At 63.7% G+C, this 21,482-nt stretch carries 20 protein-coding genes; 12 read left to right on the top strand and 8 right to left on the bottom strand.

Translation table 11 applies throughout. The features are described from left to right. Nucleotides 1-1,170 carry an efflux RND transporter periplasmic adaptor subunit gene (locus P3T18_RS30285; protein WP_429303637.1) on the bottom strand — a complete coding sequence of 390 codons (1,170 nt, stop codon included), beginning with the start codon at nt 1,168-1,170 and terminating at the stop codon, nt 1-3. Nucleotides 1,171-1,414: 244 nt separating this feature from the next. Between P3T18_RS30285 and P3T18_RS30280 the strand changes: the two genes are divergently transcribed. After that, nucleotides 1,415-2,077 (top strand): TetR family transcriptional regulator, encoded by a 663-nt coding sequence (locus P3T18_RS30280; protein WP_429303636.1) that lies wholly within the window; start codon nt 1,415-1,417, stop codon nt 2,075-2,077. Between the two features lie 18 nt (nt 2,078-2,095). Here the strand turns inward: P3T18_RS30280 and P3T18_RS30275 are convergent, their stop codons facing one another. Beyond that, a complete protein-coding gene (locus P3T18_RS30275; protein ID WP_429303635.1) occupies nt 2,096-3,784 on the bottom strand; it encodes a purple acid phosphatase family protein in 1,689 nt (562 codons plus the stop codon). 296 nt (nt 3,785-4,080) lie between these two features. Between P3T18_RS30275 and P3T18_RS30270 the strand changes: the two genes are divergently transcribed. The 5 genes from P3T18_RS30270 (at nt 4,081) to P3T18_RS30250 (ending at nt 9,423) form a co-directional block, all read left to right on the top strand. Then, on the top strand, nt 4,081-4,848 hold the full coding sequence (locus P3T18_RS30270) for a DUF3348 domain-containing protein (RefSeq protein WP_429303759.1): 768 nt from the start codon (nt 4,081-4,083) through the stop codon (nt 4,846-4,848). A gap of 10 nt (nt 4,849-4,858) precedes the next feature. Next, on the top strand, nt 4,859-7,498 hold the full coding sequence (locus tag P3T18_RS30265; RefSeq protein WP_429303634.1) for a DUF802 domain-containing protein: 2,640 nt from the start codon (nt 4,859-4,861) through the stop codon (nt 7,496-7,498). Then, nucleotides 7,495-8,142 carry an OmpA family protein gene (locus tag P3T18_RS30260; protein ID WP_429303633.1) on the top strand — a complete coding sequence of 216 codons (648 nt, stop codon included), beginning with the start codon at nt 7,495-7,497 and terminating at the stop codon, nt 8,140-8,142. Before P3T18_RS30265 ends, P3T18_RS30260 begins: the two co-directional genes overlap by 4 nt. Then, nucleotides 8,135-8,749: a DUF2894 domain-containing protein gene (locus P3T18_RS30255; RefSeq protein WP_429303632.1), complete on the top strand. Its 615-nt coding sequence runs from the start codon at nt 8,135-8,137 to the stop codon at nt 8,747-8,749. Before P3T18_RS30260 ends, P3T18_RS30255 begins: the two co-directional genes overlap by 8 nt. 227 nt (nt 8,750-8,976) lie before the next feature. Next, the gene (locus P3T18_RS30250; RefSeq protein ID WP_429303631.1) at nt 8,977-9,423 is read left to right on the top strand and encodes a hypothetical protein; all 447 of its coding nucleotides are present in this window, start codon (nt 8,977-8,979) and stop codon (nt 9,421-9,423) included. Nucleotides 9,424-9,430: 7 nt separating this feature from the next. Here the strand turns inward: P3T18_RS30250 and P3T18_RS30245 are convergent, their stop codons facing one another. Next, nucleotides 9,431-9,862: a hypothetical protein gene (locus tag P3T18_RS30245; RefSeq protein WP_429303758.1), complete on the bottom strand. Its 432-nt coding sequence runs from the start codon at nt 9,860-9,862 to the stop codon at nt 9,431-9,433. A 226-nt stretch (nt 9,863-10,088) separates the two neighbouring features. Here P3T18_RS30245 and P3T18_RS30240 point away from each other — a divergent pair, with 226 nt between their 5' ends. Then, entirely contained in the window at nt 10,089-11,576 is a 1,488-nt protein-coding gene (locus P3T18_RS30240) for an MFS transporter (RefSeq protein ID WP_429303630.1), read from the top strand. 98 nt (nt 11,577-11,674) lie between these two features. Here the strand turns inward: P3T18_RS30240 and P3T18_RS30235 are convergent, their stop codons facing one another. After that, on the bottom strand, nt 11,675-12,364 hold the full coding sequence (locus P3T18_RS30235; protein WP_429303629.1) for a DsbA family oxidoreductase: 690 nt from the start codon (nt 12,362-12,364) through the stop codon (nt 11,675-11,677). A gap of 348 nt (nt 12,365-12,712) precedes the next feature. Here P3T18_RS30235 and P3T18_RS30230 point away from each other — a divergent pair, with 348 nt between their 5' ends. The 5 genes from P3T18_RS30230 (at nt 12,713) to P3T18_RS30210 (ending at nt 16,465) form a co-directional block, all read left to right on the top strand. Then, on the top strand, nt 12,713-13,111 hold the full coding sequence (locus tag P3T18_RS30230) for a hypothetical protein (RefSeq protein WP_429303628.1): 399 nt from the start codon (nt 12,713-12,715) through the stop codon (nt 13,109-13,111). Beyond that, nucleotides 13,104-13,562, top strand: coding sequence for a DUF2846 domain-containing protein (locus P3T18_RS30225; protein WP_429303627.1), 459 nt, complete (start codon nt 13,104-13,106; stop codon nt 13,560-13,562). The genes P3T18_RS30230 and P3T18_RS30225 overlap by 8 nt, the downstream gene beginning before the upstream one ends. A gap of 242 nt (nt 13,563-13,804) precedes the next feature. Continuing rightward, nucleotides 13,805-14,878, top strand: a complete 1,074-nt coding sequence (locus P3T18_RS30220; RefSeq protein ID WP_429303757.1) for an FUSC family protein — start codon at nt 13,805-13,807, stop codon at nt 14,876-14,878. 120 nt (nt 14,879-14,998) lie between these two features. Continuing rightward, nucleotides 14,999-15,475, top strand: coding sequence for a low affinity iron permease family protein (locus tag P3T18_RS30215; protein WP_429303626.1), 477 nt, complete (start codon nt 14,999-15,001; stop codon nt 15,473-15,475). 402 nt (nt 15,476-15,877) lie between these two features. Then, nucleotides 15,878-16,465 carry a hypothetical protein gene (locus P3T18_RS30210; RefSeq protein ID WP_429303625.1) on the top strand — a complete coding sequence of 196 codons (588 nt, stop codon included), beginning with the start codon at nt 15,878-15,880 and terminating at the stop codon, nt 16,463-16,465. 10 nt (nt 16,466-16,475) lie between these two features. On the opposite strand, the gene P3T18_RS30205 is transcribed toward P3T18_RS30210, so the two are convergent. From P3T18_RS30205 to P3T18_RS30190, 4 genes are read right to left on the bottom strand one after another with little or no spacing between them, the layout of a single operon-like run. Continuing rightward, nucleotides 16,476-17,477, bottom strand: a complete 1,002-nt coding sequence (locus tag P3T18_RS30205) for a response regulator (protein ID WP_429303624.1) — start codon at nt 17,475-17,477, stop codon at nt 16,476-16,478. Next, nucleotides 17,477-18,610, bottom strand: a complete 1,134-nt coding sequence (locus tag P3T18_RS30200) for an ATP-binding protein (protein WP_429303623.1) — start codon at nt 18,608-18,610, stop codon at nt 17,477-17,479. Before P3T18_RS30200 ends, P3T18_RS30205 begins: the two co-directional genes overlap by 1 nt. A 7-nt stretch (nt 18,611-18,617) precedes the next feature. Next, nucleotides 18,618-19,952 (bottom strand): sensor histidine kinase, encoded by a 1,335-nt coding sequence (locus P3T18_RS30195; protein ID WP_429303622.1) that lies wholly within the window; start codon nt 19,950-19,952, stop codon nt 18,618-18,620. A 22-nt stretch (nt 19,953-19,974) separates the two neighbouring features. After that, the gene (locus tag P3T18_RS30190; protein ID WP_429303621.1) at nt 19,975-21,363 is read right to left on the bottom strand and encodes a class I SAM-dependent methyltransferase; all 1,389 of its coding nucleotides are present in this window, start codon (nt 21,361-21,363) and stop codon (nt 19,975-19,977) included. Between the last annotated feature and the right edge of the window lie 119 nt (nt 21,364-21,482).

The raw sequence follows: 21,482 nt of genomic DNA, 5'->3' as shown, positions 1-21,482 counted from the left end.
TTATTGCGCGGCGGATGCGGGCGTCGCCGGCATCTGCGCTTCGACTGTCTTGACGGCCATGCCGGGGTTCACCTTCGAGGTGCCCTGCACGATCACGCGGTCGCCTTCGTTCAGGCCGCTCTCGACGATCCAGTTCGATCCTTCGGTGCCCGACGTCACGAGTTGACGCAACGCGACCTTGCCGTCGGCGTCGACCACCATCGCCGTGGGGTTGCCCTTCTGGTCGTGCGTCACGCCCACTTGCGGCACCACGATCGCCTTCTCGTTCACGCCCTCTTCGATCTGCGCGCGCACGAACATGCCGGGCAGCAGAATGCGCTGCGGATTCGGGAACGTTGCGCGCACCGTCACGGAACCGGTGGTCTGATCGACGGTGATATCCGAGAATTCGAGCTTGCCGGGCAGGTCGTAAGCGCGGCCGTCTTCGAGAATCAGCTTCACTTTGGCGGCATTGGGGCCGCCCACCGAGAGGCGCCCTTCCTGAATGTCGCGGCGCAGCTTCAGCCCCGCGAGACTCGATTGCGTGAGATCGACGTAGACCGGATCGAGTTGCTGCACGGTCGAGAGCACGGTCGCGGCGCTCGCCTGCACATAGGCGCCGGGTGTCACCGCGGACTTGCCGATGCGCCCTGTGATCGGCGCGACGATGCTGGTGTAGCCGAGGTTGATCTGCGCAGTGTCGACAGCGGCTTTGCCCGAGGCGACATCGGCGGCGTCCGAGCCTTCGGTGGCCACGGCGTTGTCGTAGTCCTGCTTGCTGATCGCGTTGGCCGCGACGAGCACCTTGTAACGCTCGGCTTCGGCGTGCGCGGATACCAGCGTGGCTTGCGCTTTCGCGAGCGTCGCTTTGGCGCTGTTCAAGGTGGCGATATAAGGCGCGGGATCGATCTGATAGAGCCGTTGACCCGCCTTCACTTCGCTGCCTTCCACGAAATCGCGTTTGAGCACGATGCCGTCCACGCGCGAAATGATCTGCGCCACGAGGAATGCGCTCACACGGCCGGGCAATTCCACGACGACCGGCACCGACGTCGGCTTGACAGTGACCACGCCGACTTCGGGCGTTTGCTGCGGCGGCGCGGCCGGCTTGTCGCCGCACGCGGCGACGAACGAGATCGCGGCGAGCGCCGAAATCAGACGAAGAGATAGCGGATTGAATGGCTTGGGCATGGACGACCTGAGATGAGTTGGACAGGAGCCGCCGCGCACGCGAAATCAACAACAGGTACGCACCGACGCGTCAGGGGGCTGACGATAGGGGAGATCGCTCGGGCGTTGGTTACTGCGCCGAAGAGTCCGTAAGATTCATTAATCAAACGGGCGCAGCGCCGCTTTAAGATGAAGCGGTGATCAAATCGGCGAGATCGCACACGCGCATGGCGCGCGCTGCGTGCCGGCAGGGCGAACGAAAAGCATGAGAAGGACGAGGCTGCAGGCGCTCGACACGCGAGCGAAAATCATCGAGGCGGCGGAGCGCGCATTTTTTCTGCGGGGCGCGACGCGTACGTCGCTAGACGACATCGCGAGAGAAGCCGGCGTGACGCGCGGCGCGGTGTACGGTCACTTCAAGAACAAGGAGGCCGTGTTCCATGCGATGTTCGAATGTTCCGACCTGCCGCTCGATCCTTTCGCGATCGCGGCGTGCAGCAGCGACGGCGATCCGTTGAGTCAGTTGCGCGCGGACCTTCACCGGCGTCTGCGCGACGCCTTGCAGATCGCGCGCACGCGCCGCCTGTACAGCATTGCGTTCATCAAATGTGAAAGCGCGCCCGAGACGGCGCATTTCTGTGAGCTGATCCAGATGGCGGGTCTGCGCGCGGAAGCGCAGATCGAAGCGGCGTTGCGCTGCGCGGTCGAGCACGGGCAGTTGTCCGCCGCGCTCGACACGCGGCAGGCCGCGAACTTCATTCACGCCGCGTTGAGCGGCTTTTTTCGCAAGCGCCTGATGATGCCGTCGCAGGCGCGAAGCGACGCCGAAGTCGAACAGGTGGTCGCCACGGCGTTTCGCTGTATCGACTGCGCGTCACACGTGACGCTGCAGTCGTCATCCACGGTAAAGAAGCGCGCGCCCGTTTGAGCCGCGTTCAGGCGATGTTCAGCCCCGGCGCTTCTTTTTCAACTCGATGGTTTCGAATAGTTCGTAGGTCTGCGTCGGCGTCTGATCGGCGCCGGGCGCGTGGTAGTAGTTCATCGTGATGGTGGTGTCGCCGCCCGGATGACCCGGATCGTGATCGAACACGGCGATGCCGTAGCCCGTTCCCGTGTCGCGCTGCGCCGACCAGATCGCATCTTCGACCGCGTCCGCATTGGCGCGCACGAAAGTGCCAGCCGTGCTGCCGGGAGCGGGCCGGTTCGGCCGCGTGAAAAGGCGCGCCTGCGGCAGACCCGTGCCGGCGTCCACGCCATACACGTCGAGCGGCGCGCTGGTTCCGCCGCCGCCGAGTATCAGGTGAATGGTGCCGTGGCTCGTGTCGAAGGTCGATGCGCCGCTCGATACCGCCGACATCACCGGACGCGGTTGCAGCGTGTCCACCATCCGCCCGCTCGCGATGTCCGTGCCCTTGTTGTGATTGCAGCCGCGCACCGGATAGCTGCGCTCGTAATCGTGATCGTGACCGCACAGCACGAGATCGACGCCGTAGCGGTCGAACAGCGGCAGCCACGCCTCGCGAATGCCCTTGTCGGAACCATTGCCGGTCTTCGACGAACTCAGCGCGTCCTGATGCATCTGCACGACGATCCAGTCGATCTCGTCGTCTTCGGACGCGCGACGCAGCGTGGTTTCAAGCCAGCGCGTCTGCTCGCCGCCGCTGTATCCGCGCACGTAGAACGAAGTGCCCGGCGGAATCGGCGGATTGCCGGTGCTGGCCGCCGGCACGAGCGGCGCGGGACCGGCCACGAACGCGGCGGCGTCCTGATAGACCACGTCGTCGGCGTCGAGCGATACGAACAGCACCGAACTCACGCGAAAGCTGTACCAGCGTCCCTGAAAACGCGTGTGATTGTCCGGCAGCGTGTAACGCGACAGATAAGAAGCGAGGCCCTGTTCGCCGTTGTTGAACTCGATCTCGTGATTGCCGGGACACGGCATCCACGGACGGTTCGACGCCGAGGTCTGACAGTTGTTGCCGAAGTCGCGCCACACGTCCGGCTGATGCGCCGGATTCAGATTGGCGTAGCAGAGGTCGCCGTTGAGCAGGTGGAACAGCGGCTGGAACCGCTCGACCGCCTGCACCGCGAACCGGCTTTGCGGCGACGACAGCACCCAGCCGGTATTGGGCGTCGCGAGGTCGCCGTAGCTGGTCCAGCGGAACGGCGTGCGTCCGCGCGGCGCGGTGCGAAAGCTCGCGGTGAAGGGTTGCGCGAGGTTGCTGTCGTTGTCCGCGCTGACTTCGTATTCGTACGTCGCGTCGGCTTTGAGACCATGCAGCCGCGCGTGATACGTGAACACGACTTCGCCGTTGAGGCCGTCGGTGTAGGTGCTCTGCACACCGTGCACGGTGGTCTTCGCCTCACCCGGATGACCGAAACGCACGCGCGGACTCGCCGCCTGCGCAAGCGACGACCATGACACCGTGACTTCGCGCGTCGGGTCGTTGCCCCATGTCAGATGGACCTGCTCGGGCGTGCCGTCGGGCGCGCTGTCCGCGCCGCGCGCCGAGGCGGCGAAGCTGCCTGCGGCCGTCGCGAAACCCGAGGCGCCGGCCAGCTTGAGAAAGCCGCGGCGCGAAACGTTGGCGGCCGCTTCGGCCGGCGCGGTGTTGGCGTTTTTCCTGTTCGACATGGCAGATTTTTGTGCTGTGGAAGTAGGACGGCGAGACGCATCAGGACGGCGCACGTTAGCGCACAACAGCGCGCCGGCGCAGCGGACGAGGCTCGGCGAAGGGGCGACCGCCGGTCATACTGCGTGACGCGCGTGACTGAATCATGACGTCGAAACGCGCCATCGACCGCGCTCATGCCGCTTGCATGGCATGTCTGCCAGGCTCGAATTTGGCCTTCCGACGTCACGCGGATCGCGACTCTGACGGTCCCCGCCTCGCCGACGTGTAAACTGCTGACTTTTTCGTATCTGGTGGTATCGTGCAAGCCCCCCAGCGCACTGCTCTCAGCGGCCCGGCGCTCATTCGCCTGCTGGCGCGTCTCACGCAAGCCGACGCGCCCGAATCCAGCCAATCGCTCTCGGACCGGCTCAGCCAATGGCTCGGCTGGACCGACGCCATTGCGCTATCCACCGTGCTGAGCGGCAAACCGCCGGCTGTCGGCGGCAGCGCGCGGGCGTTCGGCGCGGCGGAAGAAAACGAATGCGCCCGCGTGCGCACCACGCTGGTGAACGCGATTGCCGGCGACAGCGTGTTCGGCTCGTCGAAACGGCGCGCGCCGGCGAGGCCCGGTTCGGCTGCGGCACCGCATACGGGGCCACTTCAGGGCGCGGCAGAGGGTCCGGTCGATTACGCAGTCTTCCGGCAGCGCTACACGGCCATCCAGCAGTCGATGGAAACCGCCATCGGCAATCTGCGCGGCCGGCTGCGCGGCATGCTCGCTACGAAGACGCCGGCCATGGCCCGGCTCGCGGTGGTGGATGCCGTCATGGAGCGCGCGTTGAGTCCGCGTGAGCAGACTCTGCTGGCCGCTTTGCCGGGCATGCTCGCGCAGCACTTCGAGCGCTTGCGCGCCGCCGAAGCAAGCGCGCTGGACGACGCCGAAGCGTCGGAGGAACCGGCGCCGCACGCGCGCGGCGCGTTTCTCGACGCCTTCCGCAAAGATGCGCAGAGCGTGTTGCTCGCCGAACTGGATGTTCGCTTACAACCGGTGGAAGGATTGCTTGCCGCCCTTCGCACCAGCTAATTGAGACGCTATGTCCAAGCATTTGACTCATTGGGTTGTTTTTGTCGTTGGTCTGGCCGCGGTGGTCTGGATCGCTATTGCCTATGTCGGCTCCAATTCGCTGGCGCTCGCCGTGACGCTGCTGATCGGCGCCTGTTACGTCGCCGGTGCGTTCGAACTGAAACGCTACAGCGAAGCCACGGCGACGCTCGCCGGCGCGGTCGCGGACCTGTCCGGGCCGCCGCCGGGTCTCGGCGCATGGCTCGACCGGCTGCATCCGAGCCTGCGCAATGCGGTGCGTCTGCGGGTCGAAGGGGAACGGGTTGCTTTGCCGGGACCGGCGTTGACGCCGTATCTCGTCGGTCTGCTGGTGCTGCTGGGCATGCTCGGCACGCTGCTCGGCATGGTGGCGACGCTGCGCGGCACCGGTATCGCGCTCGAAAGCGCCACCGACCTGCAGGCGATCCGCGCCTCGCTCGCCGCGCCGGTCAAGGGACTCGGCTTTGCGTTCGGCACCTCGATCGCGGGCGTGGCCACCTCGGCGATGCTCGGCCTGCTTTCGGCGCTGTGCCGCCGCGAACGGATCGACGTCGCGCAATCGCTCGACGTGAAAATCGCCACCACCTTGCGCGTCTATTCGCAGTCGCACCAGCGCGACGAGAGCTTCCGGCTTCTTCAGAAGCAGGCCGACACGATGCCGGCGCTGGTCGACCGTCTGCAAGGCATGATGGCGATGGTCGAGCAGCACAGCCTGGCCTTGCATGAACGGCAACTCGCGAGCCAGGAGATTTTTTACAGCAAGACGGAAGCGGCCTATACGCGGCTTGCGTCGTCGGTGGCGCAGTCGCTGAAGGACAGCGTGGCCGACAGCGCGCGCACTGCCGCCGAAGGCGCGCGCGCCGCCAGCGCGACCTTGCAGCCGGTCATGGAAGCCACCATGGCCGGTCTTGCACGTGAGAGCGCCGCGTTGCACGAGTCGGTGACGCAAGCGGTGCAGCGCCAACTCGACGGTCTCTCCAGCGGTTTCGCGGCCACCACCACGAACGTCGCGGAAATCTGGAATCAGGCGTTGGCAGGACAGCAGCGCGCGAGCGAAGCGCAAGCCGACCATCTGCGCGGCGCATTGCAACACTTCACGGAAACGTTCGAGCAACGCTCGGCGAGTCTGCTCGACGGCGTCGCCAAGCGCCTCGACGCGACGGCGGCGCGCGTGTCCGAAGCATGGGGCGAGGCGTTGTCGCGCCAGGAGAGCGCCGGCGAGTCACTCGCGGCACGTCACGAACAGGCTTTGTCCGCCGCTGCCGCGACCTTCGAGCAGCACGCGGCCGCCCTGACGACCACGCTAGGTCAGTCGCACCAGACGTTGCAGACGGAACTCGCCGCGCACGACCAGCAACGGCTCGCGGCCTGGACCGAACAACTCGGCACGATGGCGGCCACGCTCGGCAAGGAATGGGAACAGGCCGGCGCGAGCAGCGCGAGCCGTCAGCAGGAAATCGCCGATGTGTTGGCGCAAACCGCGCGCGACATCTCCACGCAAACGCAGGCGCACGCCAGCAACACCATCGCCGAAATCGACCGGCTCGTGCAGGCCGCGGCGGAAGCGCCGAAGGCCGCCGCGAACCTGCAGGCCGAACTCGCGGAACGCGACCAGCAGCGTCTGATGGCGTGGACGGACGCGCTTGCGTCGATGGCGGCTTCGCTGAGCAGCGAGTGGGAGCAGACGAGTACGCGCACCGCCGTCCGTCAGCAGGAAATCGCCGACGTGCTGGCGCAAACCGCGCGCGACATCGCCACGCAAACGCAGACGCACGCCAGCAATACCATCGCCGAAATCGACCGGCTCGTGCAGGCCGCGGCGGAAGCGCCGAAGGCCGCCGCGAACCTGCAGGCCGAGCTCGCGGAACGCGACCAGCAACGTCTGGCGGCGTGGACCGAAACGCTCGGTTCGATGGCAAGCACCTTGAGCCAGGAATGGGAACAGGTCGGCACGCGCACCGCGAACCGTCAGCAGGAAATCTGCGACACGCTGGCGCAAACGGCACGCGACATCTCGGCTCAAACGCAGTCGCACGCGAGCCATACCATCGACGAAATCTCCCGGCTCCTGCAGGCCGCGTCCGAGGCGCCGAAAGCCGCGGCCGAAGTGGTCGCGGAATTGCGTCAGAAGCTCTCCGACAGCATGGTCCGCGATACGGCGATGCTGGAAGAACGCAGCCGTCTGCTCGCCACGCTGGAAACGCTGCTCGACGCCGTCAACCATGCCTCGACCGAGCAGCGCACCGCCGTCGACGCGCTCGTCTCGACTTCGGCCGATCTGCTGGAACGCGTGGGCAGCGAATTCATCGGCAAGGTCGAACACGAAACCGGCAAGCTCGGCACCGTCGCGGCGCAGGTGACGGGCAGCGCGGTCGAAGTGGCGAGCCTCGGCGAAGCATTCGGCGTGGCCGTGCAACTGTTCGGCGAGTCGAACGACAAACTCGCGGCGCATCTGCAACGAATCGAAGGCGCGCTCGACCGCTCGCTCACGCGCAGCGACGAACAGATGGCCTACTACGTCGCGCAGGCGCGTGAAGTGATCGATCTGAGCATGATGTCGCAGAAGCAGATTGTCGAAGACCTGCAACAGCTCGCCGGACGGCGCGCATCCGCTGGAGTCGATGCGGTATGAGCGAGGAAATCGACGGCGGCGTGGAAACAGCCGCACCGATCTGGCCGGTATTCGGCGATCTGATGTCGGTGCTGCTGGGCGCGTTCGTGCTGATCCTCGTGAGTGTGATCGGCGTACAGATGGAACTCTCGAACCGGCTCGATCAGGAAGTCAAACAGCGGCAGCTCGAAGCGCAGCGCCGCAAGACGCTGGAGCAGGCGCTGGCGGGACCGCTCGCGGCGGGCCGCGTGACGCTGGTGAACGGTCGCATCGGCATCAGCGGCAATGTGCTGTTCGCGCTGAATTCCGATCAGCTTCAGCCGCAGGGACGCGACCTGCTGAAGAGTCTCGCCGGACCGCTCGCGGCCTATCTTCAGGCGCGCGACGAAATTCTGATGGTGAGCGGTTTCACCGACGACCGTCAGGTGCGCGAAGCCAATCGGCGTTTTGCGGATAACTGGGAACTGTCGGCGCAACGCGCGCTGACCGTGACGCGCAGCCTGATCGACGACGGCGTGCCGGCCGGTTCGGTTTTCGCGGCGGCATTCGGTTCGCAACAGCCGGTCGGTTCGAACACCGACGAGCAGGGCCGGGCGAAAAACCGTCGCGTGGAAATCGCACCGATCCCGAGGCCGTCCAACGCCGCGGTGAAGGCTCATGACTGACGCGACGGCCGACGCCCGCGCGACGCTCGACGCATGGCGCGCGAGCGGCGCCGATCGCCTGAATCCGGTGCGTTTTCATTTCATGGACGCGCTGGAGCGGCGCGCCGCCGCGCATAGCGGCGAAGCGCGCCGCCTGCTCGATGAGAAACTCGCCGAGTTGCTGGCCGCGTATGCGCTCGACGTGGCCAATACCGTGCCAACGAGCGTGCCAACCAGCGTGCCGGAAACCGCGCCGACGGATTCAGACCTTGCCCGTCTGATCGGCTATCTGTCGGGCCAGACGGCGGCCGCCTCGTCGTATCCCGAGATGCCGGTGCTCGACTACTTCCGTGAAGTCTCGTCGAAGGTGAGAACCGAAAGGCAGTTCCGGCAGTCGCTGGAGCAGGTGCCCGGCAACGCCGGTCCGTTGAATTCGAACAGCCTCGTGCATCGCGCGCTGACGCTGATGCGCGAGTCATCGCCGGGTTATCTGCAGCAGTTCCTGTCCTACGTCGACACCTTGTCGTGGCTCGAGCAGATGAACGGCGGCAGCACTGGCGGCGTGTCCGGCAAGGACGCGCCGCGCGCGACGGGCGGGCGCAAATCCGGCCGCACCAAAGGCCGCTGAAGCGCGGCTTCCCACCGGGCAATCCGGTTCCGGATCAGGGCGGCAGAACGGCCGCGCGCTTCGCCCACCCCACCGTCTTCCGGCTCTTTTTACCGATTTGCTCGTCAGCGCACAGACTCTGCGATTCCGCCGTAGGATGGTGGTATCCAGAACCTGCCCGTACCAGCGAACTCCGGATCGCTTTCGCGTGGCAGGACCCTCGCGCCTGGCCCTTCTGCGCTACTACGATGAAACAGCCCGTTCTGAACACGCTGATTGTCTTCGCATCGCTGGGCCTCGGCTTCGCTCCGGGCGTCGGCCATGCGGGACCGCTCGACACGCAGCTCGACTGCCAGTCGAGCCCGCATGACTTCATCAGCCCGCTTCTCGACAGCCAGTCGATCGACGCCAAACCCATGCGCATCGAACCCGACTCGGTCAACGCGTTCCGTCCCACGCGCGGCAGCAATCTCACGGCGTTCGGCTTTCACGTCTACGCCGTATTCGGCTACCAGCAGGACGATCCCATGTTCAAACCGGGCAGCGGCACGCCGATCAAGTGGACCACTTACGGCGTGGTCGTGTCGGGGCCGTCGTCGACGGTGGAAACGCGGGTTCGCCAGGCGGGCAGCGCGGCCGGCATCCGCGACGTGGTGCCGCTCATCCTCACCGCGATCTACTGCAACGGCCATTGAACGCGCGCTAACGTTGCGGCGGCTGCGGATTATTGGCGGGATTGGTGTCGAAGCGCGAAACGCTAAGAATGCCGGTTTCGTCGACGAGCGCGCGCAACCCGGCTTCGAGCGCGTCGGCAACTGCCCGGTCGTAGACCTCGCGGCCGTTCACGTAGACCGTGAAAGCCAGCAGATAGCGAACCTTTTTCTGGGGATTTTCAATCGTGTCTTTGGTCCACTGGTAGAGCGGATAGTGGGCCACGCCGAGTTGCTCGGCTTCGCTCACGTAGCCGGCGAAGGCGTCGAACTGGCATTTGAGGGTGGCGTCGTAGCGGTGCAGGAGCGCCTGGATTGCCGGAAGAAGCGCGGGCTGCGCTGCGAATGCCGTGTCATGGCGCAGCGCCTCCGCCAGTTCGGGCGACGCGGTGATTCGTAGCTGGAATTGCAGCGTGGTATCCATGTTTGGCCTCGTTCCGTGACTGCCTGACTTGTCCGTCAGATGGGCGTTCAGTATAGATAGAGCCGCCATTCTGCCGATCATTTGCGCATCGCGCGTGAACGCCGGACACATCGTTGCCAGCGGTATCCGCCCCACCCTGTCGATTCGCATTAGCAAATAACGAATGTAGCTTTGTGCCGTGAAGGTGTCGGGCGGTAGGATCACGCCTTTTGCGGGTAGTTTTTGCATGTCCACCACCTTTGCGCCTCCACCGGCCGCCGTTTCCACGACCGGGCCTGCAAAGCCCGTGATCCGCAGCGCGTCTGACGTTTCCAACCTCGTCAACCAGGGCGCGGCCGCCGGCAGCGACGCCCGCATCGTCGTGGCGATCGCTCTCGGCGGCGTCTTTCTCGACGCCTACGACCTCGGCGCGCTCGCCTTCGGCCTGAAAGACGTCAGCCGAGAGTTCTCGCTCACGCCGACGGGCACCGGCCTCGTCGCGTCCGCGATCACGTTCGGCGCGATTTTCGGCGCATTCTTCGGCGGCTTCCTGACCGACAAGATCGGCCGTTATCGCGTCTTCATGGCCGACATGTTCTTCTTCGTCGTGGCGGCGTTGGCCTGCGCATTCGCCCCGAACGCCTGGGTGCTGGGCGGCGCGCGTTTCGTCATGGGTCTGGGCGTCGGCATCGATCTTCCCGTTGCGATGGCGTTTCTGGCCGAGTTCTCCCGCCTGTCGGGACGCGGCAACAAGGCCTCGCGCATCGCCATGTGGTGTCCGGTCTGGTACGCCGCCATCAGCATCTCGTACCTGCTCGTGCTGGCGTTCTATTCGACGCTGCCGGCAAGTCACGCGGGCTTGCTGTGGCGCCTGATTCTGGGCTTCGGCGCGGTGCCGGCCATCGTCATCATTGCGGTGCGCAGCCGCTACATCAGCGAATCGCCGGTGTGGGCCGCGAACCAGGGCGATCTGGAGAGCGCCGCGCGCATTCTGAAACGCTCATACGGTATCGACGCGGAAGTCGCGCGCGACGCAAAGGTGTCGGCCTCCACCAAACCGGTTCGCGGCGGCGCGTGGAAAAACTACGGCGCGCTGCTGCGTGGCGTCTATCTGAAGCGCACCGTGCTGGCAACGGTGATCGGCATTGCGTCTGGGTTTGCGTATAACGCGGTGGCGTTCGGTTTGCCGGTGATCATTTCCAGCTTCCTCGCGCAATCCATGCTGACGACCATTCTCGCCTCGCTGGCGCTGAATCTCGGCTTCGCTTTTGTCGGCGGCGTGATTGCCGTGCGTATCGTGCCGAAGGTCGGGGCATGGAAACTGACCGTGCTCGGCTACGTGCTGCAGTTCGCCGCGCTGATCGGCCTCGCGATCGTCGGCCGTCCGGCCTCCACGCCGGAAGTGGTGTCGGCTATTTCCCTGCTCGCGCTGTTCCTGCTGGGACAAGGTGTCGGCGCCGGTTCGCACAGCATGACCTTTGCGTCGCTGAGCTATCCCACGTCGCTGCGCGGCGTCGGCGTCGGCTTCAATCAAACGCTGATGCGCGCGAGTTCCGCCGCGTCACTGTTCCTCTTCCCGGTGCTGGCCGCGGCGTTGAGCACACGCGTGTTCTGGGTCATCGCGTTCGCACCGTTGTGCGGTCTGATCGCGCTGCTGGCGGTTCGCTGGGAACCGTCGGGTTATGACGTGGACGCCGAAGATTTCGAACCGACTGCCGCCAGCGCCACGCGCTGACCGACGATGCGCGCGGCCCGTGCAAGACGGGCGCGCGCGTTCACTTCGCTTTCGCCCGGCCTGACCGGCTGGGCTGTCTCACGGCCACTGCGCCAATCTCACTGCTTCGGCGCTTCGTGTGCTTCGTGCGGTGCTTCCTGCGCCTGTTGCGCTTCGGCGAGAATCTGCTGCACGACCTGCTCGAATGCTTCGACGGGTTGTCCGCCCGTGACCAGATAGCGGTCGTTGAAAATGATCGACGGCACCGACTGAATGCCCATGTGCTGATACTTGCGCTCTTCCGCGCGAACTTCACGCGCGTAGTCGCCGTTTTGCAGCACGGCGGCAGCCTGAGTCGCGTCGAGTCCCACCGAGCGCGCCGCTTCGACAAGCACCGCATGATCGCTCGGGTCTTTGCCCTCGCCGTGATACGCGCGCAGCAGCGCGAGTTTCAATTCCAGCTGTTTGCCTTCGATCCCCGCCCAATGCATCAGCCGATGCGCGTCGAACGTGTTGTAGACCGACGTGCGCGGACCGAACTCGAAACCCACCTGCGCGCCGCGTTCGCGAATCATGGCCTGCGTCTCGGCGATCTGCTCGGGCGTACGTCCGTATTTCTTGCCCAGATAGTCGACGATCTTCTCGCCGCCCGGCTCCATGTCCGGATTCAATTCGAAGGGATGCACGGCAACCTGCGCGTCGACGGTATTGCCGAGGCGCTCCAGTGCGAGTTGCAGCGAGGAAAGGCCGATTGCACACCAGGGGCAGGCAATATCGGAGACGAAATCGATTTTGAGCGTTTGAGTCATGGCTTTCCTGACGGAAGAGTTCTGTGTGCGACGGCGTAATCCGCCGCAATGGCTTTCAACAGGTTAGCGCGAATCACCGCGCTTTGCAGAGCCTGACTCAGACGGATCGCCGGACCGTATCAGGCCGGCATTCTTTATCGCACCACTGGCCGGACGAACTGGAATCGCCTTCGCAAAAACCGACTGCTTTATTCCAGTCGCATAGCGGAGAAAGTCTTCTCTGCATTCAATGTCCAATCTATTCATAGAGCTTTAATTCTCTTCCCGATTCCAACACTGTCTTTCCTAAAGTTTCTTCATACGTTTGCCGATATGCCATTGTCGGAAATGACAAGGGACAGGTTCATCTTGACTAGAATTAAGGCTCTCGGAATATCGGCGCTGACTGTGCTGCTTCTTTCTGCATGCGCGCCCGCAGTACCGGTTCAAAGTACTCAATTGACGCCATTCGACACGACCCGGCAACACGAACGCGTACGAGTCGCCAAGTCCGTATCGATCTGGCTCAGCACCGGCTTCTCGCGGAAGGTCAACGCCGGCACGGTGTGGAGACCTATTGGCGACTTGCCTCAGGGCCTCGTTCTGAGACCCGTCAATGGCGTATTCACCATCGAAGGACGACAAGTTCACGAGGCCGATCTGGTCGTCAAGGAAAACCAGTTGGTGGGTTTCTATTTACCGGGCGAATCCCACTTTTCCGCACTGCAGCCGTCTCAACCCATAACAATCGAGAAAATAAATGACTAAGCTTTTCAAAACCTTGGCCGCCAGCGCATTGGTGGCGTTCGTCGCATCGGGGTGCGCGAGCGGGCCGCAATATAAAGACGTGGCGGCATCCATTCCGACATTGAAAGAAGCGCAGGGCCGTATTTATTTTTATCGCGCTAATTCGATGTTCGGCGCAGCGCTTCAGCCGCATGTTTATGTAAATGACCAGCCGGTCGGAAAATCGCAACCGGGCGGCTTTTTCTATGTCGACGAACCCGCTGGCGACTACGTCGTGTCGACTCGCACCGAAACCAAAAAGACTGTGTCGTTCCATCTCGACGCAGGCGAAACCAAGTACGTGAAGACCAGCGTCGGCTTCGGCCTGCTGGTGGGACGCATCATCCCGACACTGGAATCGACCGACGACGCCACGCGCGACATCGTCGATCTGCATTACATCGGCGAGCCGACCACGGCAGCGTCCAACTAAAACGCTGACAGCGTGACCGGGCCCTGAGCGGCGGCCGTCGCTCAGGGCAGTTTGTCTGCCTCCGCTTCTCCGCTTCTCCACGAATAAGCCGCAAAATAGGCCATCAATACGCCACGACAGCCGGCGTATCATCGAATCCGCCAACGCGCATTTCCATCCTGGCAACACCCTCGGCTTGCACGGAGAAATTCGTGAACGACGATCCGCAAAGACTCGCGCAGCGCGAGCAGCACTCTCTTCGACTGTCCGCTTTCCAGCGATCCATCGGCACGGCAGCCGATTGGCTCGACCGGGTCGATCCCGGCACGCATCGCCGCATCAAAGGTCTGCGACTCGTGACGGCATACGGCATCGCGGCTGCACTCGGCACATTGCAGGACGTGGTCCGCGATGTGCCGGGCAACGTCTCGCTGGGCTATCTCGCGGGAAGCTTCGCGCTGTGGGCCAGCGTGTCCGAAGCCCGCACGACGCGTCCCGAATCCGCGCGCGACCTCGTGCTGCTCAGCTTTGCCGCCGCATTCGGCGCCATTCTGTGCGCGCTGCTCGCACGGCCCTTGCAACTCACCGGACGCGCGGGACCGGAACTGGTGCTCGTCAGCGGCGCGTTTCTGGTCGGCTATCTCAAGCGGTTCGGCATTCTGGGCGCGGGACTCGGCTCGCAGATCTACATCGGCGAATTGCTTGCGTATGGCACGCATCTGGCCGTCGCCGACGTGCGCGCCATCCTGATCGCGGCGGTGATTGCCGCCATGGCCTCGGTCGTGCCGCGCATGCTGAGCGGCCCTGCCGAGCGCCCCGCGGTGACGGCCGCGCTGACTCCAGGTCCGTTACCGCAGGCAGGCCAATACTCGCCCGAGTTTTTCATGGGACTGCAGGCGAGCGTCGGCGCGCTGGTGATCGTCGCGTTGAACGGTCTGATCGGACTCGAAGAATCGGCGTGGGCCATTACCGCCTGTACCTACGTCGTGGCCGGTTCGGCAACCGGCACGATACAGCGCGTGCGACGCCGGATTCTCGGTACGCTGGTGGGTGTGCCGCTCGGCATCGCCTGTCTGCCGCTCGCCGAACACGCGCCGTTGCTGATCTGGATCGTTGCCGCGTTGGCGATGGTGATCTACGCAATGGCATTGCCGGAGCGCTACGACATCGCCTGCGCGGCATTCGCCTTCACGTTGATCGTGACGCTCGCGGCGAGCGGTGTGCATGCCATCCCGCTGCTCGCGGCTCGCGCCTGGGAGACGCTGCTCGGCGGAGCGCTCGGCCTGGCCGCGGCGGTGTGCCTGTTTCCGTTGCGGCCGTCCACTTCCGGCGAATAAACGGCGAATAGACCGCGCACGTCAACGCGCGTCGTGAGGTCGATTTGCTTGGCCCGCACGAGGAGTGCTATGCACCGTCTGTGCCATCATCGCGTACACCGCCAACTCCCGGAGTACAGGATGAATCGCAGCTGGTTTTCGACGTTCTCGAGTTACCTGTCCACCATGACCGGCAGACCGGCCACCTTCGTGCTGGCCGCCGTGCTGGTGGTGGTGTGGGCTATCACCGGGCCGTTTTTCCACTACAGCGACACCTGGCAACTCGTCATCAACACGTCGACCACCATCGTTACGTTTCTGATGGTGTTCCTGATCCAGAACACCCAGAACCGCGATACCGCTGCCATGCAGATCAAACTCGACGAACTGATCCGCGCGGTATCGGGCGCGCATAACGCGCTGCTGGATCTGGAAGAACTGGAGGAGAAGGACCTGACGCGTTTTCGCAAGCATTACGAAAAACTGGCGGAAGAAGCGCGCGCGGCGTTGCGTGCCGGCGGCAGCGATACAGACTCGCCGTTTATCGACAGCCGCGCCGACGAAGACGACGGCGACAAACGCAGCGATGCAGGATCACGCACCGCGCGGCGCGACTGAATGCAAGCTGCGACTGAATTCAAGCTGGATAAGGCGCGCGGGTCGCAAAAACTTCGGAAGCGCCAGAAAGCGCATTTTGTGCAACGCGGCAAACGCGTCCATTAACGAGCTACGCGCCGCTCGGCCGTCTTTCGCTCATGCATAAGGAATCGGCACACTGGCCGCGCGACCTCGAAGCACGACCACAGCCCACTAGCCTCCTATAGTGAGCCGCTTTGGTCAATAGAGAGGTGTGCTCAGTTGAACATTGCAAACACCGGCCGGATACTCGAAGCGTCGCACTTTCGCAGCCAGGCTCAACCCAGCTACCGGAAGGAGCAGACCAATACGCCGCGGCCCCGGTTTCGCTGATTGCCGGAAGGCCCCGGATGGGAGACGAAGTACACGCAAAGGGGGCCTGAAATGGCGCATGCCGATCTGGCTGTACTTGGAGGTGCGGGCATTCTCTCGCTAGCCTGCCTGTTCGTATGCGGAATGTACGTGTACTGGAGCAGCGACAGGTATCGCGACCGGCAGCGGCGGCTCACGTCGCAGGAAACCGGCGCACAGCCGGCCGGTCGGGACGACGAACCGTTTTCTGCAACGGAGGCCACCATGGGCACGCAACTGAGCGATCGCTGCAAAACCTCCCTTTATCGGGCCGTGTTCAGCAGCGCCCACGAAGCGAGCACAGTGTTCCTGTTCGCCACTAACCGCGACGACGCCCGCAAACGCGCGACCAGCGCACTCGCGGCCATCCACAACGTCGCGGCGCAAAACGTCCAGTTGAGCAATCTTGCGTCGTTCCGCGAACTGGTGGATATCGGCGTGAGCGAAGACGAGGACCTGCGTATCTTCGAAATGGCGTGGAAGGGCGCGGATGTCAGCGCCTGGGCTGAACATCCGCTATTTCTGACCGACGATCCCGGCTTGCTCGGAAAATGGGCCGAGCTTTACGCGGATCTGGCGCGCGAACTGGCCGTCACCGCAATCGAAAAAGCGCGCGACTGACGCGCGGCGCTCAGAACTGCTCGATCCACGTCGCGAGGCGATCGGCAGGAAACTCCGTCTTGCCCGGCACGGCGCGCAAGGTGATGGCGTCGCCTTCACGCGCCGCTTCGAGCGTCAGGCCGTTGTCGTCCAGCCAGAGCAGGCTGGCCAGCCAGGCGGCGTGCTGTGTGGAGACGGCGTTGTTGGCCGGTTCGCCCAGAAACTCGGCCAGCAGTGCAGGCTCGTCCCACACCAACGCGTCGCCGTTGCGGCGAAGCTTGATGCCCGCCGTTTCCAGCGTGTCCGCCAGAGCCGGCACGGCCTGAGCGGCGCCGGAATCGATCCGGCGGCTGCGCAGTTCCGCGAATTTCGTCGCGACCGCGTGACCGAAGTTGCCGCCGCGATGGCTTTCCGCCGCCACCAGATCCGAATAGTCGAGCAGCAGCCAGTCCGGCTCCGAAGTCTGCACGTCGGCAAGCACGGCAGCGGCCAGATAGGCTTCGACCGGCCCGAAACGCTCGGGGCCGAGCAACGTGGCGGCCAGCGTGCGGACCAGTCCGATACGCGTGCCGAGCGTCTGCTTCTGCAACACGCCGAGCTTTTCGCGTACCAGATGGTCGCGCTCCTTGCGAAGTTCGGCCAGTTCCAGCGCCTGCTTCAACTCCATGCGCAACGCGGTGATATCCCACGGCTTCTTGATGTAGCGGTGGATATGACCGAGGTTGACGGCCGCAACCGTCTGGTCGATCTCCGAATACGCCGTGGTCAGAATGCGCACGACGTGCGGATAGCGCTCGCTCGCGTAGCGCAGCAATTCGTTGCCGAATTCGCCCGGCATGCGCTGGTCGGACACAAGGACCCCCACCCTGTCGCCGTGCTCGTCGAGCAGCGCCTTGCCCTCTTCTACCGAGCCGCCAGTCAGGACCGGCGCCAGGCTTCCGATAGCCCGCTGGAAGTACTTTACGGCCGTGGCCTCGTCATCGACGAAGATGATCGCCGGTGCCGACTCCTGTGTGGCTTTCGCTTCGTTCATCAACAACTCCTGTGCGTTTGACCTTTGATATGGGGGAAATCCAGCATGACGGTGGTGCCAACCCCCGACGTGGACTCGATCCGCAGCGCGCCGTCGCAGGACTGCATGACACGGTTGCATAGGATCAGGCCCAAGCCGTTCCCACCGGATTTCGCGTGCGTTGTAATCGGGTCGGTCAGGAGACGCGCCTTGATTTCGGGCGGAATGCCCGGTCCATTGTCGCTGATGCGGATGCAGGGATCGGGTTGCGCCGTGACCACGAAGCGCACCGACGGCGACGGCACGTCGGCAAGCGCCCGCAGCGCGTTGGACAGCAACGACGACAGCACCAGCGCCACGCAATTGGGTTGCGTGACCACGGCAAAATCGCTTTCGACCTCCACCTGCACCCACGAACGTTGTCCGTTCGAAAACGGATAGGTATCGAGCAGGGCCGACACGAGCCCATGCGCGGTGATCTCGCTGCGCGCATCGGTGCCCGCGAGTCTGCGGTGCCCGTTGTGGACCGAGCGCCAGAACGACGAGACCATGGCGATGCAGTACTGTGCGCTTTCGCGCATCGCCCGCGCCGCATCGGCGATATCTTTCTGCGAGTCCGGCTGGGTGTGCTCCGGCGCATCCACGCGATGTTCGATGCTGCTCGCGTTCAGCGTAATGGCGGCGAGCGGCGTATTCAGTTCGTGCGCCAGAAACGCGAGCGTTTCGTCGATGGCCATCAGCCGCTGGTTCTGGATCGCGCGCTCGTGATAGCGCTCGATCGCGAGAGCCAGCGTCTCGCGCACCGAAGCGGGCTTGAGCGGCTTTTCGAGGATGCGGAACACTTCGCCGGTGTTCACCGTTTGCAGCAACACGTCTACGTCCGCGTAAGCCGTGACCAGAATGCGGACGATGTGCGGGTATTCCAGCGCGACCTGCCGCAGCAGGTCGCCGCCATCGCGGCCCGGCATACGGAAATCCGTGACCAGCACGGCAATGCGCGCGCTCTCCTGCTGGAGCAAGGCGATGGCTTCATCGCTGCTGCCGGCCACGAGGACTTCGTAGTCCCCGCCGACCGCGCGAGCAAAATATTTGCGCGCCAACTCTTCGTCGTCGACGTAGAGAAGAGTGGGCTGCGTCTGCCTGATGTCATTCATTGTGTTCTCATGGAGCGCGCGACAGATCGAAGCTGAACGCTGCCCAGCTTCCCAGCTCGCTCTCGGCGTACAGCAGACCACCATGGCGTTCGACGACGGCATAGCTGATCGACAGGCCGAGGCCCAAGCCCTGTCCTACTTCTCGGGTGGTAAAGAACGGCTCGAACACGCGCGCGAGATGCTCGTCCGCGATGCCCGGCCCGTTGTCCTTCACCGTTACATGCAGGCGCTGTTCCTCCCACTTCACGGCGATATGGATCGCCGGCTTGGGCGTCCCCGCCTTGCGCATAGCCAGTACTGCATTGGAAAGCAGGTTGATCAGCACGCCGATGATGGCGGCTTCGTCACCCTGCACCAGGGTATCCGCCGGAAGATCGCGCGTGACCGCGACGCCGCGCAGTTCGTGCGCGACGAGACGGATCGACGAATCGAGCGCCTTTTCGAACAGGAACGGCGTGCCCGCTTCCGCCTCGGCGCCCGGCTTGCGGTACGCGAAGGTTTTGAGGTCCGACACGATGTGCTGGATGCGTTGCATACCCTGCCTTGCATCGACCAGACACTCCTGCAGCGTTTCCTCCGTTTTGGCGATGGGTTCTTCCAGCGCGACTTCGATCGCCATCAGGCAGAAATTCACCGGATTGTTGACCTCGTGCAGCAGGCCGGCCGCCAGTGTACCGATGGCGGCCATTTTTTCCTGCTGCAACAGCTGACCTTTGATGTCGAGCAGCTTGCGATTGATGACTTCGAGTTCGGCGTTTTTCTCGGAGACTTCCGCTTTCAGGCGGAACAGCATGAAGCGCACGCGTTCGTTAAAGAACGTGTACACCGCGCTGGCCGCCGCGGCGAACAGCAGCAGCAGCACGTTGACCGTCACCGTGCCGAGCGGCACCAGACCGTGCGGCGGCAGCACGCACGCCAGCAGGTACATGATGCAGGACAGCACGCCGAACACCAGGTTCTGCCAGAGGCCGAACGGCAACGCAATGCCGGACGCAAAGATGGCGAGATTCAGGCCCATGTAATAGGGCGACTGAACACCGTCGGTTTGCCAGATCATCCACGAAATCATGGCTTGCGGGAGCAGCAGCCACGACAGCGTCAGCCACGGCGAAAAGCGCCGCCCGACCGTGCTGCCCAGCACGATGACAATCCCGCCGATCAGCAGCGAAACGAGCAGGCGCGCGAGCGCGAACGACGTCTGCAATTGCGGATACTGCGCGTAGTCCAGCCCCACGCCGAGCAGGACGAGCACAATGGCTGTATAGGCACCGCCGCGGCTGAACGTGACGCGAAATTCCGCCAGTTCAGTTTGATAGCCAGTGTGCAGTTGACTGATACTCATGGATGGGGTGTCTGCTGACGTTTCAGAGAATCGTGGCTTCTGCGAACACATTCACGCCTGTCTCGTCGACATAGAGTTTGTGTTCGGTGGACTGCGCGGGCAGCAGTGACTCCATGCCGGCTTCGTTCCGGTAGATCAGATACCATTCGAGCAAATGCTCCATGCCGAACTTTTCCGGGTTCGCCGAGTGGACGTTGGTGACCAGCAAGCGGCCGCCGGGTCGCGTACGCGCAGCAAAATAACTCAGCAGACGCGCGCAAACCTTGTCCGAGAGATAGTCGAACAAACCAGCACAGTACACTGCGTCGAACTCCTGGGACGAAGCATCCGGCGTAATCTTGCGCTTGAGCAGATCGTGCACCGACTGATGCACCGTTTCCACCACCACTTTGTGGCCCGCCTCGCCCGCCGAGCGTTCGATCGCGGCCTTGGTGAACGCCAGCGTTTCCTCGCTGAAATCCACCAGCTGGAACGACAGCAGATCGGGCCGCGCATATTCGCGCACGAAGCGCTGGATCTCGAACGCCGGCCCGCAGCCGACGTTGAGAATGCGGAACGGACGGCCCGCCACGCGCGCGGCTTCGGCCTGACGCGTGAGGAAATCGATCAGCAGCGTGATCCGGTTGCGGTGCGCCGTAGCAACGGCCGCCTTCAGGAACGCGGTGTTGACGATCTGGAAATACGTGGTGGGTCCTTGCTGCGGATCGCTCAGAATCTGGTTGACCATCTCGTAGTCGCCGGCGTAGCCGAGCGGCTTCGTGAAGGTTCGGTAGACAAACGGGGCGCGCAGCAGCAACGGATGCAACGCCGATTGCGCGTAGGTGCGATGCACCGGTGCAATCTCCGCATCGACCCGTTCGGCTTCTTCTTCCAGACGCACGAGGTAAGACTTCACCTTATGCATAATGGGTGTGGCGAGTTCGTAGAACAGATCTTCGCGCAGCCTGCCGTCGGTCTTGGGCAGGCTTTCGGTCAGATCGACCTGCTCGACCCAGCGCGACACTTCCGAAAGGAAGGCGCGCATTTCGTTCACCACGATCTGATAATCGCGCCGGATATTGAAGCGCGCATCCCAGTCGCTGATGAAGAGTTCGGCTTCCCGTCCGACCGATTTCGGCTCGTTGGACAGAACGCTCAACTCCCGCCATTCGTCGATCAGCGCCAGCGAAACAACCGCAGTAAGACCGGTATTCACCAGACTGACCACGACCGCCTTGCCGAGATAGGCATTCCGGCTTCCCATACGCACGCTCAGGTCGCTTAATACCTCGCTGACCTGCACGATGGAATAGGGGTTATAGACCTCCATTACCAAAGACTTTCTCTGGAGGTTGATGATCGTTCCACGGACCTGCTCGCGCTGCGAGTTGCGGAAGCTGACAACCGGATCGATTTGCGTTTGAGAGTACACGGTATAGGAACCTGGGAATCCGGGAAACGCAGAAAGATATTCAATGAACTCCAGTGGAATGGCTGCCTCACGCGCGGCGCCAGATAACGAGCCGTAACGTGTTTCAAACCCAGTATTGC

Source organism: Paraburkholderia sp. GAS199 (assembly GCF_050436585.1).
GTDB lineage: Bacteria > Pseudomonadota > Gammaproteobacteria > Burkholderiales > Burkholderiaceae > Paraburkholderia.
Note: the sequence above shows the minus strand (reverse complement) of the source record. Positions and strands in the feature narration are given on the sequence as shown.